This window comes from Pseudomonas sp. N2-3-1-14, assembly GCF_041228395.1.
Lineage (GTDB): Bacteria > Pseudomonadota > Gammaproteobacteria > Pseudomonadales > Pseudomonadaceae > Aquipseudomonas.
In genome coordinates this window covers 6263137-6278748 of the sequence record NZ_CP166199.1, presented here as the reverse complement: position 1 = coordinate 6278748, position 15612 = coordinate 6263137, and the positions used below count along the sequence as shown (strand labels likewise).

The following is a 15612-nucleotide window of genomic DNA, read 5'->3' as shown; positions in this document are numbered from 1 at the left end:
TCATTGGGATGTAAGCAAGGGCGGGCGGCGCAGCAAGCCGTGCACCGGACCGAAGACCACGGACAGCAAATACCCGCCGCCCGCCACCAGCACGATGGCCGGGCCGCTGGGTAGTGAGTAGTAGAACGACAGCAACAAACCGAACCACACCGACAGGCATCCCAGCACCGCCGATACTGCAATCAACACCGGCAGGCGCCGGCTCCAGAAGCGTGAAGCAATCGCCGGCAACATCATCAAACCCACCACCATCAACGCGCCGATGGCCTGGAAACCGATCACCAGGTTCAGCACCACCAAGGTCAGAAATAACCCGTGTGCGAGTGGGCCGAGGCGGCTGACGGTTTGCAGGAACAGTGGGTCGAGGGTGTCGAGCAGCAACGGTTTGTAGATCAGCGCCATGGCGATCAGGCTGAAACCGGAGACCCAAAGCATGCCGGTGAGGGTGGTTTCATCCACGGCCAACGCGGAGCCGAACAGCAGGTGCAGCAAGTCCAGACGCTTGCCCGCGATGCCGAGAATCAGCACGCCGGCGGCGAGGGAGATCGGGTAGATGGCGGCAAGGCTGGCGTCTTCACGCAGGCCGGTGCGGCGAGTGATCCACGCGGATAAACCGGCCATGCTTAGGCCGGCACCGAGGCCGCCGATGGTCAGCGCGGGCAGGCTGAGCCCGGCAAACCAGAAGCCCAGCGCGGCGCCGGGCAGGATGCCGTGAGCCACCGCGTCGCCGATCAGGCTCATGCGCCGCAGGATCAGAAACACACCCAGCGGCGCGGTGCTGCAGGCGAGTACAAGCCCGCCGATGAGTGCGCGGCGCATGAACACGAAGTCGAAAAAGGGCATCCACAGGTGGGCGGCAAAGTGCATCAGGCCACCTGCATTTGGGGTTGGGGGCGGATCAGCTCTTTGCTGGGGCCGAACACGCACCCGGTGCTTTTGATCTGCACCACGTGCTGGGTGTGGTGGCGCACCGAGGCCAGGTCGTGACAGACGACGATGATCGTGCGGCCCTGGTCGTGCCAGGCGTGAATGTGTTTCCAGCACAGCGCCTGTCCGTCTTCATCGAGGGCGGCGTGGGGTTCGTCGAGTAACAACACGGGCGTTTCGGCCAGGCTCATGCGGGCGAGCAGGGCGCGTTGCAGTTCGCCGCCGGACAAGGCCATCAGCGGGCGATGTTCCAGCCCACTGAGGCACCAGTCCTCCAGCACCGCCTGCAGACGTTCGTTGCGTTGGGCTGGCGTGAGCTGGGTGCCCCAGAAGCCAGCGGCGACCAGCTCTTGCAGGCTGATGGGGAACTGGCGATCCAAGTGCTGCTGCTGCGGCAGGAACGACAGGCCACCCCGGCGCGGAACCTCCACGCTGACCTTGCCCGCCAGCGGTTTTTGCAAACCGGCGATCACTTTGAGCAGGCTGCTTTTGCCGGTGCCGTTGGCGCCGATGATGCCGGTGAGGCTACCTTTTTTTAGGGTCAAATCCAGTGCCGGGGTGAGCGGTTGCCCAGGTGCACCCCAGCGCAAAGCGTTACAGGTGATCATGCAGAGTCTCTCGTCCAGCGGCTTTCAGCCACGGCATCGTGCGCGTGCAGGCTTTCGGCGTGGATCACTTTCAGGTGGAAGGCTTTGACGGCATCCGAGCGTTTCAAGGCGAGGTTGAGGCGGCGTGCGGCGTCTTCACAGAACATCAGGTTCTGCCCGTTGGCCAGGGCGAAGGCTTGTTCGTCCGCACGTTTCACCGCGGTTTGCACGGCGGTGCCGAGCGCGGCTTCGACGTCATCGATCAGGTCGGTGAGCGGCAAGGTGGACTGATTGGCGTCCAGCTCAATGGAGAGTTGTGCGCTGCTGCGTTGGCTGTGGGGCGTGGCGACGATGCCGTTGGCGCTGCCGAGCCAGGTCAGTACGTCTTCGTGCTGCAGCGGCGTGTTGGCGAAATCTTCAAGAAATTGCTGCTGAATCAATTGCCTGGCGAGCGCAGCGGAGCAGGGGCAGGTTGAGGAATAAGTAACGTCAATTTTTAGTTCCACGTGGAACATCTGGTTTTCCAGACGTGCCTCGATGCACACCGGGTAGCCTTTCCAGCCAGCCAATGGGCTGACCAATGCCGGGCGTTTGAGCAGCAAATCCGTGTGAATTCGTAGGTAGGCGTTCTTAGATAATCCTTCATGACTCTCAAGAAAGCGCTGCAGTACATTACGCAGAAGTGCAGGCGTAAGAAGCTGCTGGTCGAGCATTTCCAGGGCCAGGTACAGGCGCGACATATGAATGCCGCGGGCCTCGCCGTCGTCCAGGCTGACGCCAGCATCGGCGGTGGCAGTCAGGCGTTGGCCGTCGATAAGAATGGGCAAGGCGATGCCGCACATGCCTACCCAGTCGAGCGGCAAGGCTTGGCGTGAAGCCTGCGCGGCGATATCCGGCAGAGTCAGCGCATTCATGAGCAGGTCCATCGTTGGAAATAAAAAGACATGTTATATTATAACTATTGAGTCGACGATGATTTTTCTGCTCCAGCCTTTCTTCAGTCATGTCGAGCAGGGACGCTCCTCTATTCGCGGTATATGTCATGCACAGACGTCAGCTCCTCAACCTGCTGCTGGTCAGCCCTCTGTTCACCTTTCCATTGGGGGCTTTTGCCACGCAGATTCGCAATGCGCGCCTGTGGCGCTCCGACGACAAACTGCGGCTGGTGTTCGACCTCAGCGGCCCGGTGCAATACAAGACCTTTTCCCTGGCCTCACCGGAGCGTTTGATCATCGACCTGAGCGGCGCCGGACTCAGCGGCGATTTCTCGCAACTGGCGTTGAAGAACAGCGGAATTACTTCGATCCGCTCCGGGCATTTTGGCAAAGGTGATACGCGCATCGTGCTGGACCTGGCCGCACCGATGCAGGTCAACAGCTTCTTGTTGCCGCCGCAGGATGGCCAAGGTCATCGCCTGGTACTCGACCTGAGCAGCGCCACCCAAGCGCCGCGCCAGATCGCCGCGCAGCCGCAGCCTCTGGTGGCGCCGGTGGACAAGGCGCATCCCAAGCGAGACATCATCGTAGTGGTCGATCCCGGCCACGGTGGCAAAGACCCAGGCGCAATCGGTTCCAAGGGCCAGCGCGAAAAGGACGTGGTGTTGTCCATCGCCCAATTGCTGGCCAAACGCTTGAAGCGTGAAAAAGGCTTTGACGTGAAACTGGTGCGCAACGATGACTTCTTCGTACCGCTGCGCAAGCGCGTGGACATCGCCCGTCAGCACAAGGCGGATATGTTTATCTCGGTGCACGCCGACGCCGCGCCACGGCTCACGGCCTCCGGGGCGTCGGTGTATGCGTTGTCTGAAGGCGGCGCCACCTCCGCCACGGCGCGCTTCATGGCGCAGCGTGAAAATGGTGCGGACTTGCTGGGTGCCACCACCTTGCTCAATCTCAAGGACAAGGACCCGATGCTGGCCGGGGTGATTCTCGACATGTCGATGAACGCCACCATCGCCTCCAGCCTGCAGCTTGGCAGCTCGGTGTTGGGCAGCCTGCAAAACATCACCACGCTGCACCAGAAGCGCGTGGAACAGGCAGGGTTTGCGGTGCTCAAGTCACCGGATGTGCCGTCGATCCTGGTCGAGACCGGGTTCATTTCCAACACCCAGGACGCTCAGCGGTTGGTCACTGCGCGCCATCAACAGGCGGTGGCGGATGGGCTTTTCGAAGGCCTGAAAAAGTACTTCGAGAAGAACCCACCGATGAACAGCTACATGGCGTGGGTTCAGGAGCAGAAGAACGGCCAGGTCTAGCAGCCGGTAATACGGCTGCACGTGAACTTCGCACGGGTGCCACCTGAGCTGGAAAACCGGTTGATGGTGGTCCAGCCCACTCGGCGCGTGTAGCCGACCCACGCCTCACCATCGGACGCCAACCCGGTAAAGAACGTCAGCTGCCCATAGCGGCTGTTGGTCTGTGCCCAGTAGCGTTTGCCGATCACCTCGAAACCGCGCAAATACGTGGTGCTGCCGGCAGTCGCCACGCTGTAGGCATTCCCCAGCGGATCCACGCAAGCCAGCAGGTTGGCGCTGCGCACGCAGGTAGCCGCCAGGCTCGGCGTTTGTGCGCAGGCAGGTCCTGCCACTGCCAATAACAGGGCGCACAGCAGATATTTCATAAGGTTTCTCGGGGGCTGGAACGGGCTCAAGCATTGCGCCCTCCGTCGTGACGAGCAAGGGGATTGGCTTATTTGTGTTGTTATACTATAACATAAAGACACAGCCTGACCCGTGAACTGTTCTCCATGACTGAACAAGACCTCCTTGCCCAATCGCCCAACGATTACATGAATGAAGCCCAGCAAGGCTTCTTCCGCGAGCTGCTGCTGGGCCAGCGTTTTGAACTGCAAGCGCGCATCGAAGCCGAGTTCCTGGTGCTGCGCGAGCAGGAAACCAACAGCGACCCCGCCGATGTGGGCAGCGCCGAAGAACAGCGCCAATGGCAACTGCGCCTGCTGGAGCGCGAAAAAAAGCTGCTGGACAAGATCGACGACGCGCTTGAACTGCTGGCCCGTGGCGAATACGGCTGGTGCCGTGAAACCGGCGACCCCATTGGCCTGAAACGCCTGCTGCTGCGGCCCACAGCGACCCTGAGTATCGAAGCCAAAGAACGTGAAGAGCTGCGCGAACGCCATCAACGGGCGATTTGACCGGCCAACCCTGATGAGGAACACCTGATGCCCAATCGTCTCCCCGTTACCGTGTTGTCCGGCTTTCTCGGCGCCGGCAAAAGCACGCTGCTCAACTACGTCCTGCGCAATCGCGACAATTTGCGGGTGGCGGTGATCGTCAACGACATGAGCGAAATCAACATCGACGGCAGCGAGGTGCAGCGCGACGTCACCCTCAACCGCTCCGAAGAAAAACTGGTGGAGATGAGCAACGGCTGCATCTGCTGCACCTTGCGTGAAGACTTGCTGGAAGAAGTCGGAAAACTCGCCAAAGAAGGTCGGTTCGATTACCTGTTGATCGAATCCACCGGCATTTCCGAGCCGTTACCCGTGGCCGAGACCTTCACCTTCCGCGACGAAAACGAGCAAAGCCTGGCCGATATCGCGCGCCTGGACACCATGGTCACCGTGGTCGACGGCATGAACTTCCTGCTCGACTACCAGGCCGCCGAAAGCCTGGCCTCACGCGGTGAGACCCTGGGAGAGGAGGACGAACGCTCAATCACTGACCTGCTGATTGAGCAGATCGAATTTGCTGACGTAATCCTGATCAGCAAGATCGACCTGATCAGCAGCCGTGAGCGCGAGGAACTGATGGCGATTCTCGAACGCCTCAACGCTCAGGCCGAAATTATCCCGATGGTCATGGGCGAAGTGCCGCTGAACAAAATCCTCAACACCGGTCGCTTCGACTTCGAGCGCGCCGCCCAGGCGCCGGGCTGGTTACAGGAACTGCGCGGTGAACATGTGCCGGAAACCGAAGAATACGGCATTGCCTCCACGGCTTATCGCGCGCGCCGGCCGTTTCATCCTCAGCGTTTTTTCGACTTTATCGACCGCCCGTGGGTGAACGGCAAACTGCTGCGCTCCAAGGGCTTTTTCTGGCTGGCCAGCAAGCATCAGGATGCCGGCAGTTGGTCCCAGGCTGGCGGGCTGATGCGCCATGGTTTTGCCGGGCGTTGGTGGCGTTTTGTGCCGAAAAGCCAATGGCCGCAGGATCAAGAAAGCGTGGCGGCGATCATGGCCAACTGGCAGCTGAGTACCGGTGATTGCCGCCAGGAATTGGTGTTCATCGGGCAAAACATCGACTTCAACCACATGCGTACCGAACTGGACGCCTGCTTGCTCACCGATGAAGAAATGGCCGTTGGCGTTGAAGGTTGGCGCCTGCTGGCTGACCCCTTTGGCCCCTGGCTCGAGCAGGTAGCCTGATGCTGGCCCCGGTTATCCCATTGCGCCCCGTGATCCGCCAAATGTGCGGTGAAACCCCGCTGGCGCTGGCTGACATTCTGGAAGACGGGGTGAACCTGGCGGTTTGGCAGCGTCAACTGCCGCTGCATATCGCCGAATTCGGTGCCCTGCTGGTGGCGCTCAATGAGCCGCTGGCCGATTCCAGGGTAATTGAGCTCAACAACGAAGACGCTGTACCGAATTTGCAGGGTTTGGCATCCAGTTGCCGCGATCTTGAAGGCTACGAAGGCTTTATTGCCGATGTGTCCTGGTTGGTCAGCGCGTTTGCCTGTTTGCTTGGCGCCAAGCGCATTGGCGTGCGCTTGCGGCTGCTGGACAAGGCCATGTGCCCGCGTTTTCACGTTGACCACGTGCCGGTGCGACTGATCACCACCTACGCCGGCATTGGCAGCCAGTGGCTGCGCGAAGGCGTTATGGACCGCCGCAAACTGGCCCAGTCGGACGCGCAACCCACCGAGCGCATCGAGCAGATCCTCTGTGGCGAAGTCGCCATGCTCAAGGGCACCCAATGGCATGGCAACGAAGCTCACGGCTTGATTCATCGCTCGCCTGCACTCAAGGCTGATGAGCGACGGTTGATCCTGACGCTGGATTGGCTCGCATAACCGGGTAGGATCAAGCTCTCTACACGGTCTGAATGATGCCACTGATGCTGCAGAACATTCCCACCCACGTGATTGCCGGGCCGTTGGGCGCCGGCAAGACCAGCCTGATCAAACACCTGCTGGCCCAACGCCCGGCCAACGAGCGCTGGGCCGTGTTGATCAACGAGTTCGGGCAGATCGGTCTGGACGCTGCCTTGCTCACTCAGGATGATGACGGCATTGCTTTGGGCGAGGTGGCCGGCGGCTGCCTGTGTTGTGTGAATGGTGCACCGTTCCAGGTAGGCCTGGGCCGCCTGCTGCGTAAGGCCAAGCCTGATCGGCTGTTTATCGAACCCTCGGGCCTGGGCCACCCGGCGCAGTTGCTCAAGCAACTGCGGCAGGCGCCGTGGCAGGACGTGCTGGCGGTTCAGCCGTGCGTACTGGTGCTGGATGCCCAGGCGCTGGCGGCGGGTAAACCCTTGCCTGATGCGCAACGCGAGACGCTGGCCAGTGCCGGGCTGTTGGTGTTGAACAAGGATGAGGCGCTGGATGCCGCGCAGCGCCAGGCCATTGAACAGCAATTACCCGACTGCCCGCTTTACTGGACGCGCCAGGCGCACGTGCCGCTCGACCTGTTGCCCGGCTTGGACGCGCAAGGCCGCACTGCTGTGGATAAAGTCGAAGTGCCCAAAGGCTTAGCGCAGATGCCGGCCATCTGGACCGATCCGACGCTGCCAATCTGCCTCAGCCAGGCTCAAGAGGGCGGCTGGAGCATCGGCTGGCGTTGGCACCCTAGTCAGCAATTCGACACCGTGCGCCTGAACAGCTGGCTGACAAGTCTGGTGTGGCGCCGCGCCAAACTGGTTATCCACAGCCCTGAAGGTTGGCTCAGCGCCAACGCTGTGGATAACGGCGCACTCCTCTGGCAACTGAGCGAATGGCGCCGTGACTCACGTATTGAATTGATCTTCAGTCAGCCACAGGACGTGGCTGCATTGCAGGACGCCTTGACCGCCTGCCGTCAGTGACGGTTCTTGCTGGCGTGGTCCTGGCGCCATTGGCTCAGCTCGATCACTTCAGCGCTGGGCAACGGCGTTTTGATCTCGAACGGGTAGGGCGCCAGTTCGATCTGCGCGCTGTGAGCACCAAACTGAGTGATCGTCCCGGGATGGCGTGCTTCGCCGGTCACGGTGAACTCAAAATTGTAGACGCGCGCCAGACGGCGCCGACCCTTGGCATCCCTCACAAAACCGATGCGTTTCAACGCCACCGCGCCATCGAGCAGCTCGATATCGAGCTTGGCGCAATGCTGCTTGACCCGCTCCAGCGCCCGCTCGCGCAGGCCGTGGTTGTGCCAGACCCAGGCGGCGCCGGTCGCCAGCAGCATCAACACAAAGATGTTTCCCAGGGTCAGCATGCGATGAACTCCAACAAAGTGAGAGCAGCTTAACTGTGTCTCTGGTCTGTCGTACAGGCCGTGTTTAGTCGCATACTGCGCGGCCAGAATTTCAATGGCTTTACGGAAATCTCCCGCATGAAACGCACACCTCATCTGCTTGCGATCCAGTCTCATGTGGTTTTTGGCCACGCCGGAAACAGCGCCGCCGTGTTCCCCATGCAGCGGGTCGGGGTGAATGTCTGGCCGCTCAACACGGTGCAGTTCTCCAATCACACTCAGTATGGTCAGTGGGCGGGCGAAGTGTTGGCGCCGCAGCAGATTCCGGCGCTGGTGGAAGGGATTGCCGCAATTGGCGAGCTGGGTAACTGCGATGCAGTGCTGTCCGGCTACCTCGGCAGCGCAGCCCAAGGCCGTGCGATTTTGACCGGCGTGGCGCGCATCAAGGCCATCAACCCAAAGGCCTTGTACTTGTGCGACCCGGTGATGGGCCACCCGGAAAAGGGTTGCATCGTGCCCCAGGAAGTCAGCGATTTCCTGTTGGACGAAGCGGCAGCGATGGCGGATTTCCTTTGCCCCAACCAGTTGGAGCTGGACAGCTTTGCCGGGCGCAAGCCGCAATCGCTGTTCGATTGCCTGGGCATGGCCAAGGCGCTGCTGGCGCGCGGGCCCAAGGCCGTGCTGGTCAAGCACCTGGATTATCCGGGCAAGCTGCCGGACGGTTTTGAGATGCTGTTGGTGACTGCCGATGGCAGCTGGCACTTGCGTCGGCCACTGCTGGCGTTCCCGCGTCAGCCGGTGGGCGTGGGCGACCTGACGTCGGGGCTGTTCCTGGCGCGGGTGCTGCTGGGTGACAGCCTGCTGGCAGCCTTCGAATTCACCGCCGCCGCGGTGCATGAAGTGCTGCTGGAAACCCAGGCCTGCGCCAGCTACGAGCTAGAACTGGTCCGCGCCCAGGACCGCATCGCCCATCCTCGCGTGCGCTTCGAAGCCACACCGATCGGTCTGTAAACCCACAAAACCCAATGTGGGAGCGGGCAAGCCCGCTCCCACATTTTGATCTGGTTTACAGCTCGGGTCTTACGGCCCGTCTGCCTTGATTTCCTGATAGCGCTTTTCCAGCTCCTGGCGAATCTGCCGGCGCTGCTGCGCCTGCACGAACCGGCGCTTGTCTTCGCTGTTGTGCGGCTGCAGTGGCGGCACGGCGGCGGGTTTGCGCTGGTCGTCCACGGCCACCATGGTGAAGAAGCAGCTATTGGTATGGCGCACCGAGCGCTCGCGGATGTTCTCGGTCACCACCTTGATGCCCACTTCCATCGACGTGTTGCCGGTGTAGTTGACCGAGGCGAGGAAGGTCACCAGCTCACCGACATGGATCGGTTCGCGAAAAATCACTTGGTCCACCGACAAGGTCACTACATAGCGACCGGCATAACGGCTCGCACAGGCGTAGGCCACTTCGTCGAGGTACTTGAGCAGGGTGCCGCCGTGAACATTGCCTGAGAAGTTGGCCATGTCAGGGGTCATCAGTACCGTCATCGACAGCTGGGCGTTTCCGGGTTCCATAGCACACTCACGGGTTGTAGGCATCGGTTGGGGTGGCACCTCTGCGGGTGCTGAAATCTTTGCAGCGCCATCCCTAACGGGACGCCGGTGGGCGGCTTGCCGTCACGCCTGCACCGATCTGTTTCCATATATTGCACCGGCTTTCTGCCGGAAGTCGCGGTGTTAACCTTCAAAAGCCCGTCTCAGGGCATTTCTTACGATTAAGGCCGACTTTTCCTTCCGCTTATTGCGACCGTTCATAGGCGCCGGTGGAAGTGGGAAAAGCGCCAGTACCCTCAAGGAGCCCCTCGCCATGCACGCCATCAGCTTTATCCAGGACTTGGCCGTGATCATGCTGGTGGCAGGGGTTGTCACCATCCTGTTTCACCGCCTCAAGCAACCGGTGGTGTTGGGGTATATCGTCGCCGGGTTCATCATCGGCCCTCACACGCCACCGTTCGGCCTGATCCACGACGAAGACACCATCAAGACCCTCGCCGAACTGGGGGTGATCTTCCTGATGTTTTGCCTGGGCCTGGAGTTCAGCCTGCGCAAACTGTTCAAGGTCGGGGCCACGGCGTTTATCGCCGCATTCCTCGAGATCATCCTGATGATCTGGATCGGCTACGAAATCGGCCGCTGGTTCGATTGGAACACCATGGACTCGCTGTTCCTCGGCGCCATCCTGGCGATCTCCTCAACCACCATCATCGTCAAGGCGCTCAACGACCTGAAGATGAAAAACCAGCGCTTTGCCCAGCTGATTTTCGGCGTGCTGATCGTAGAAGACATCCTCGGTATCGGCATCATCGCCTTGCTGTCGAGCATCGCCGTCAGCGGCACGGTCAGTTCCGGCGAGGTGTTTTCCACCGTCGGCAAACTCTCGCTGTTCATGATCGTCGCGCTGGTCATCGGCATTCTGCTGGTGCCGCGCCTGCTGGCCTATGTGGCCAAGTTCGACAGTAACGAGATGCTGCTGATCACTGTGCTCGGCCTGTGTTTCGGCTTCTGCCTGCTGGTGGTGAAGCTCGAATACAGCATGGTGCTGGGGGCATTCCTGATCGGCGCGATCATGGCCGAGTCCCGTCAGTTGATTAAGATCGAACGCCTTATAGAGCCGGTTCGCGACATGTTCAGCGCGATCTTCTTTGTCGCGATTGGCTTGATGATCGACCCACAGATCCTGCTGCAATACGCCTGGCCTATCGCGGTCATCACCGTGGCGGTGGTGCTGGGCAAAATGTTGTCTTGTGGCCTGGGGGCGTTTATCGCCGGCAACGACGGCCGCACCTCGCTGCGCGTAGGCATGGGGCTGTCACAGATTGGGGAGTTTTCCTTCATCATCGCCGCATTGGGGATGACCTTGCAGGTGACCAGCGACTTCCTCTACCCGGTGGCCGTGGCGGTGTCGGCGATCACCACGCTGCTCACGCCGTACCTGATTCGCGGCGCCGACCCGTTATCGTTGAAGATTGCGGCGGTGATGCCCAAGCGCATGAGCCGGGTGTTCGGTATGTATGGCGAATGGTTGCGCAGCATCCAGCCTCAGGGCGAGGGCGCAATGCTGGCGTCGATGATTCGCAAGATCATCCTGCAAGTGGGGGTAAACCTGGCGTTGGTGGTGGCGATCTTTTTTGCCGGCAGCTTTTTTGCGGCGCGCATCGGTGGGTATCTGGAGGGCTGGATCAGCGAACCAAGCTGGCAGAAGGCGTTGATCTGGGGCGGGGCGTTGCTGTTGTCGCTGCCGTTTTTGATTGCGGCGTATCGCAAGCTCAAGGCGCTGTCGATGTTGCTGGCAGAGATGAGCGTCAAGCCGGAAATGGCCGGAAGGCATACCCAGCGCGTACGACGAGTGATCGCCGAACTGATCCCCATCCTGTCGCTGCTGGTGATTTTCCTGCTGCTGGCAGCCTTGTCGGCCAGTATCTTGCCAACCAACAAGTTGCTGGTGCTGATCGCCGTGGTGGCGGCAGCGGTGGCGGCGGTGCTCTGGCGGTGGTTCATCCGCGTGCATACGCGGATGCAGGTTGCCTTGCTGGAGACCCTGGATAACCACAAGGACACGCCGGAGCACTAAGCCGAGTGGCGCATTCTTGTGGCGAGCGAGCTTGCTCGCGTTGGGCTGCGCAGCAGCCCTAAAACCGCCACATTGCAACATCTGAAAGAACGCGTCGCCCTGGTTGGGGCCGCTTCGCAGCCCAGCGCGAGCAAGCGCCCTTGCCACAGAAGCTTTGCGGAATCAGCTTTCCAGCCAGACGTCCCGCGCCCAGTGCCACACCGATTCCCAGGTTTCTTCGGTAACCAGTTCTTCTTCGCCGGACCACAGCACCACGGTGCCGTCTTCTTCGACGCAGTAGTAGTCGTCACCGTCCTGGCAGATCGGGATCATGCTGCGGTCAACACCGGCATCCCAGGCGTTGGCGGCCACGTCCGGCAGGTAGGTGTGGGACTGCGGGTCGGTAACCGTCACCGGCTCCAGGCTGCCATACACCACGTCGCTGACGGTGAGCAGGAATTCGCGGAAGACAAACGGGATGTCGATGAACAGTTGTTCTTCGATTTCCACAATTTGGTCTTCGTCAGGCAGTTCCAGAGGAACCGGGACCGGTTCGTTGGCTTCACGCAATTGTTCGATGATTTCTTCCACGGCCGGGATCCTCTTGCTAGTTGGCGCGGTTAATAGGGCGTTTTATACAGTAGCTCGCTATAAGTGCAACCGCGAAATAGAAAACCCCGGAACATGTCCGGGGTTTTTATTACCAGGTGCTCAAGCGTGCGGTTATCAGCCGTTCTGGCGGATACCGGCGACCAGCCAAGGCTGGTTGTCGCCCTGGGCGCGTTCCATGTTCCAGCTTTCGCTGAACACTTCGCCCTGGTCGAAACGCGAAGTCTTCGACACGCCGCTGAAGGTCAAGGTGGCGATGGTCTTGTCGGCGCGATCATCCACACCTTCCAGTTGTACGCGCAGGTCGTCGATGTAGGTCGACTGGAAACCGTCGCCCAGGTCGGCACGTTCGCGCTTGAGGAACTCAAGCAGTTGTGGGGTCACGAACTCGGAGATCTTGTCCATTTCGTTGGCGTCCCAGTGCTGTTGCAGGGACTGGAAGTGGCTGCGGGCCGCTTCGACGAAACGCTCTTCGTTGAACCAGGCCGGTGCATTGATTACCGGACGGGCGGCAGCAGGTGCACCCGAACCACCGAAGATCGAACCCATGGCTGGTTTTTGCTCGAATACTTCACGCTGCATCGGCGCGCCGGCTGGAGCCATGTGCTCCTGCTGCTTGCGGCGACGGGCGGCGATGAAGCGGAAGATCAGGAAGGCGATGACCGCCATGATCAGGATGTCGAAGATCTGCATGCCCTGGAAGCCGCCGCCCATGAACATGGACGCAAGCAGGCCACCGGCGGCGATACCGGCCAGAGGGCCTAACCAGCGCGAAGCACCGCCGGCCTTGGCAGCCGCGCCAGCAGCACCGGCTGCACCTGCAGTTGCCGCAGCACCGCCGGCACCGGCGGAAGGAGCCATTTGGCTGGTCTGGTGAGTCGGTGCCGAGCCCATGCTTTTGCCGCCACCGAAGCGCTTGGCGTTGGCGTCGAGGCTCATCGTCAGGCCGATGCACAACGCCATGGCGATGCTAAGAAAACGTTTCATAAAGGGAATTCCCATTTGTGGATTGCACGCGCGCCATGTTGCACAGGTGTCGTGACAGTGGCTAGCGGCATAATGTTTCGGGCTTTTACGTAAGACCAATTCCGAAGGGTCTGTAGGACTAGTTACAGATATTGGCCCGAGCGGGCGAAAAACAAGGGAGGGGCACGATTCTTCACATTGCAGGCGCCCGGCTAGCCGGGCGCCTGACAGTGAGCATGCAGTGTTTCAGATCGCTTCGAGCTTGGCGTAGCCCATCATCAGCCACTTGCTGCCTTCGGCGAAATTCACCTGCACCCGCGCCTGGGCACCCGCGCCTTCAAAGTTGAGGATCACACCTTCGCCGAACACCGAATGCCTGACCTGCTGGCCAAGGCTGAACTGGGTTTCCGGAATCTCGGAGCCGGCAAACAGGGTGCAGGAGTTTTGCTGCTGGCCGCCGCCGAACGGGCGGCTGACGCTGTTGGACAGGCGCACTTCCTGGATCAGTCCCTTCGGCACCTCACGTACGAAGCGCGACACCTTGTTGTAGGTCTCGCTGCCGTACAGGCGTCGGGTTTCGGCGTAGGTCATCACCAGATTCTGCATGGCACGGGTGATGCCCACGTAAGCCAGGCGGCGCTCTTCCTCAAGGCGGCCGGGCTCTTCCAGGCTCATCTTGTGCGGGAACAGGCCTTCTTCCATGCCCACCAGGAACACATACGGGAACTCCAGGCCCTTGGCGCTGTGCAAGGTCATCAGCTGGATGCTGTCTTCATGCTCATCGGCCTGGGTATCACCGGCTTCCAGCGACGCATGCCCGAGGAAGGCGGCAAGCGGCGTCAGCTCTTCATCGTCATCGGTGTTTTCGAACGCGCGGGCGGCGCTGACCAGTTCTTCAAGGTTTTCTACCCGCGCCTGGCCCTTCTCGCCTTTTTCCGCTTCGTGATAGGCGATCAGGCCCGATTGCTCAATCACGGTCTGGGTCATCAAATGCAGCGGCATTTCCGCGCATTTGGCGGCCAGGTTCTCGATCAGCTCAACGAACACACCCAAGGCACCGGCAGCGCGGCCGGTCAGGCCTTTATTGGCGATCAGCAAGCGCATGGCTTCCCACATCGACACATCGGCGTGGCGTGCGTGGTCGCGGATGGCCTCGACGGTTTTCTCGCCGATGCCACGTGCCGGAACATTGATCACCCGCTCCAGCGCCGCATCGTTGCCACGGCCTTCCAGCAAGCGCAGGTACGCCATGGCGTTCTTGATTTCCGCACGCTCGAAGAAGCGTTGGCCGCCATAGATGCGGTACGGAATACGTTCGCGCAGCAGGGCTTCTTCCAATACCCGCGATTGGGCGTTGGAGCGGTACAAGATGGCGATATCGTTACGCGCCAGCCCGGTTTTCAGCGCGCTTTCGATGGTTTCCACCACATAACGCGCTTCATCGTGCTCGTTGAACGCGGCGTACAGGTTGATCGCTTCGCCTTCGCCGCCGTCGGTCCACAGCTCTTTGCCCATGCGCCCGGTGTTATTGGCGATCAGTGCGTTGGCAGCCTTGAGGATGCCGGCGGTGGAGCGGTAATTCTGCTCCAGACGGATAGTGATCGCGTCCGGGAAGTCGTCGGAGTACTGGTAGATGTTCTCGATTTTCGCGCCACGCCAGCCGTAGATCGACTGGTCGTCATCGCCCACCACCATCAGGCTGTCGCCACCTTTGGCCAGCAAGCGCAACCAGGCGTACTGCACGGCGTTGGTGTCCTGGAACTCGTCCACCAGGATATGGCGGAAGCGCTTCTGGTAATGCGCCAGCAAGCCTGGGTTGTCGCGCCACAGGTCGAGGGCGCGCAGCAGCAGCTCGGAGAAGTCGATCACGCCGGCACGCACGCAGGCGGCCTCGTAGGCTTCATAAATGCTGCGCATGGTGGCCAGGAACAAATCGCCACTGGCCTGGATATGTTGCGGGCGCAGGCCTTCGTCTTTCTGGCCGTTGATAAACCATTGCGCCTGACGCGCGGGCCAGCGCTGTTCGTCCAGGCCCAGCTCGCGGATCACGCGCTTGACCAGGCGCTGCTGGTCATCGCTGTCGAGGATCTGGAAGGTCTGGCTCAGCCCCGCTTCCTGCCAATGCGCCCGCAACAAGCGGTGCGCCAGGCCGTGGAAGGTGCCCACCCACATGCCGGCCGGGCTGATACCCATCAACTGCTCGATGCGGTGGCGCATCTCGGCAGCCGCCTTGTTGGTGAAGGTCACCGACAGGATGGAATGCGGGGACGCGTTTTCAACCTGGATCAACCAGGCGATACGGTGCACCAGCACTCGGGTTTTACCGGAGCCAGCACCGGCCAGGACCAACTGACGGCCAACGGGGGCTGCTACGGCCTGGCGTTGGGCATCGTTGAGGGAGTTCAGCAAAAGGGAGAGATCATCGCGCATCGGCGCATTCTAGGGTGCCCGGGGGAGTGGGGCAAATCCCAATGCCGGGTGGTCACTCGAAAACGTCGGGCGTGTTTGGAGCCGGACAAA

At 60.9% G+C, this 15612-nt stretch carries 16 protein-coding genes; 7 read left to right on the top strand and 9 right to left on the bottom strand.

Annotated features, from left to right (window positions below; translation table 11 throughout):
- Genes AB5I78_RS29125 through folE2 form a run of 3 tightly spaced genes read right to left on the bottom strand, consistent with a single transcriptional unit; the run spans nucleotide 1 to nucleotide 2428 of the window.
- Nucleotides 1–867, bottom strand: coding sequence for a metal ABC transporter permease (locus tag AB5I78_RS29125; protein WP_106575938.1), 867 nt, complete (start codon nucleotides 865–867; stop codon nucleotides 1–3).
- On the bottom strand, nucleotides 867–1535 hold the full coding sequence (locus tag AB5I78_RS29120; protein ID WP_369302803.1) for a metal ABC transporter ATP-binding protein: 669 nt from the start codon (nucleotides 1533–1535) through the stop codon (nucleotides 867–869). Before AB5I78_RS29120 ends, AB5I78_RS29125 begins: the two co-directional genes overlap by 1 nt.
- A complete protein-coding gene (gene folE2 / locus AB5I78_RS29115) occupies nucleotides 1532–2428 on the bottom strand; it encodes a GTP cyclohydrolase FolE2 (RefSeq protein WP_369302804.1) in 897 nt (298 codons plus the stop codon). Before folE2 ends, AB5I78_RS29120 begins: the two co-directional genes overlap by 4 nt.
- A 128-nt stretch (nucleotides 2429–2556) precedes the next feature.
- Between folE2 and AB5I78_RS29110 the strand changes: the two genes are divergently transcribed.
- On the top strand, nucleotides 2557–3768 hold the full coding sequence (locus AB5I78_RS29110) for an N-acetylmuramoyl-L-alanine amidase (RefSeq protein WP_369302805.1): 1212 nt from the start codon (nucleotides 2557–2559) through the stop codon (nucleotides 3766–3768).
- On the opposite strand, the gene AB5I78_RS29105 is transcribed toward AB5I78_RS29110, so the two are convergent.
- A complete protein-coding gene (locus AB5I78_RS29105; RefSeq protein WP_369302806.1) occupies nucleotides 3765–4133 on the bottom strand; it encodes a glutamine synthetase in 369 nt (122 codons plus the stop codon). The two genes, AB5I78_RS29110 and AB5I78_RS29105, sit on opposite strands and share 4 nt — an antisense overlap.
- Nucleotides 4134–4259: 126 nt before the next feature.
- On the opposite strand from AB5I78_RS29105, the gene dksA reads away from it, so the two are divergent.
- Genes dksA through AB5I78_RS29085 form a run of 4 tightly spaced genes read left to right on the top strand, consistent with a single transcriptional unit; the run spans nucleotide 4260 to nucleotide 7548 of the window.
- The gene (gene dksA, locus AB5I78_RS29100; protein ID WP_145158317.1) at nucleotides 4260–4664 is read left to right on the top strand and encodes an RNA polymerase-binding protein DksA; all 405 of its coding nucleotides are present in this window, start codon (nucleotides 4260–4262) and stop codon (nucleotides 4662–4664) included.
- A 27-nt stretch (nucleotides 4665–4691) separates the two neighbouring features.
- Nucleotides 4692–5897, top strand: a complete 1206-nt coding sequence (gene zigA, locus AB5I78_RS29095; RefSeq protein WP_369302807.1) for a zinc metallochaperone GTPase ZigA — start codon at nucleotides 4692–4694, stop codon at nucleotides 5895–5897.
- Nucleotides 5897–6541: a DUF1826 domain-containing protein gene (locus tag AB5I78_RS29090; RefSeq protein ID WP_369302808.1), complete on the top strand. Its 645-nt coding sequence runs from the start codon at nucleotides 5897–5899 to the stop codon at nucleotides 6539–6541. The genes zigA and AB5I78_RS29090 overlap by 1 nt, the downstream gene beginning before the upstream one ends.
- Nucleotides 6542–6585: 44 nt before the next feature.
- Nucleotides 6586–7548 carry a GTP-binding protein gene (locus tag AB5I78_RS29085; RefSeq protein WP_369302809.1) on the top strand — a complete coding sequence of 321 codons (963 nt, stop codon included), beginning with the start codon at nucleotides 6586–6588 and terminating at the stop codon, nucleotides 7546–7548.
- Here the strand turns inward: AB5I78_RS29085 and AB5I78_RS29080 are convergent.
- A complete protein-coding gene (locus AB5I78_RS29080; RefSeq protein ID WP_369302810.1) occupies nucleotides 7542–7937 on the bottom strand; it encodes a DUF3301 domain-containing protein in 396 nt (131 codons plus the stop codon). The two genes, AB5I78_RS29085 and AB5I78_RS29080, sit on opposite strands and share 7 nt — an antisense overlap.
- A gap of 117 nt (nucleotides 7938–8054) precedes the next feature.
- On the opposite strand from AB5I78_RS29080, the gene pdxY reads away from it, so the two are divergent.
- On the top strand, nucleotides 8055–8927 hold the full coding sequence (gene pdxY / locus AB5I78_RS29075) for a pyridoxal kinase PdxY (RefSeq protein WP_106575928.1): 873 nt from the start codon (nucleotides 8055–8057) through the stop codon (nucleotides 8925–8927).
- A gap of 69 nt (nucleotides 8928–8996) precedes the next feature.
- Here pdxY and AB5I78_RS29070 read toward each other — a convergent pair whose 3' ends face one another.
- Nucleotides 8997–9482, bottom strand: coding sequence for an acyl-CoA thioesterase (locus AB5I78_RS29070; RefSeq protein ID WP_076013223.1), 486 nt, complete (start codon nucleotides 9480–9482; stop codon nucleotides 8997–8999).
- A 292-nt stretch (nucleotides 9483–9774) separates the two neighbouring features.
- Here AB5I78_RS29070 and AB5I78_RS29065 point away from each other — a divergent pair, with 292 nt between their 5' ends.
- Nucleotides 9775–11538: a cation:proton antiporter gene (locus AB5I78_RS29065; protein ID WP_369302811.1), complete on the top strand. Its 1764-nt coding sequence runs from the start codon at nucleotides 9775–9777 to the stop codon at nucleotides 11536–11538.
- Nucleotides 11539–11700: 162 nt separating this feature from the next.
- On the opposite strand, the gene AB5I78_RS29060 is transcribed toward AB5I78_RS29065, so the two are convergent.
- The 3 genes from AB5I78_RS29060 to uvrD form a co-directional block, all read right to left on the bottom strand.
- Nucleotides 11701–12108, bottom strand: coding sequence for an SMI1/KNR4 family protein (locus AB5I78_RS29060; RefSeq protein WP_017135771.1), 408 nt, complete (start codon nucleotides 12106–12108; stop codon nucleotides 11701–11703).
- 135 nt (nucleotides 12109–12243) lie between these two features.
- A complete protein-coding gene (locus tag AB5I78_RS29055) occupies nucleotides 12244–13113 on the bottom strand; it encodes a Tim44 domain-containing protein (protein ID WP_242201229.1) in 870 nt (289 codons plus the stop codon).
- A 225-nt stretch (nucleotides 13114–13338) separates the two neighbouring features.
- Nucleotides 13339–15522 carry a DNA helicase II gene (gene uvrD / locus AB5I78_RS29050; protein WP_369302812.1) on the bottom strand — a complete coding sequence of 728 codons (2184 nt, stop codon included), beginning with the start codon at nucleotides 15520–15522 and terminating at the stop codon, nucleotides 13339–13341.
- Nucleotides 15523–15612 lie beyond the last annotated feature (90 nt).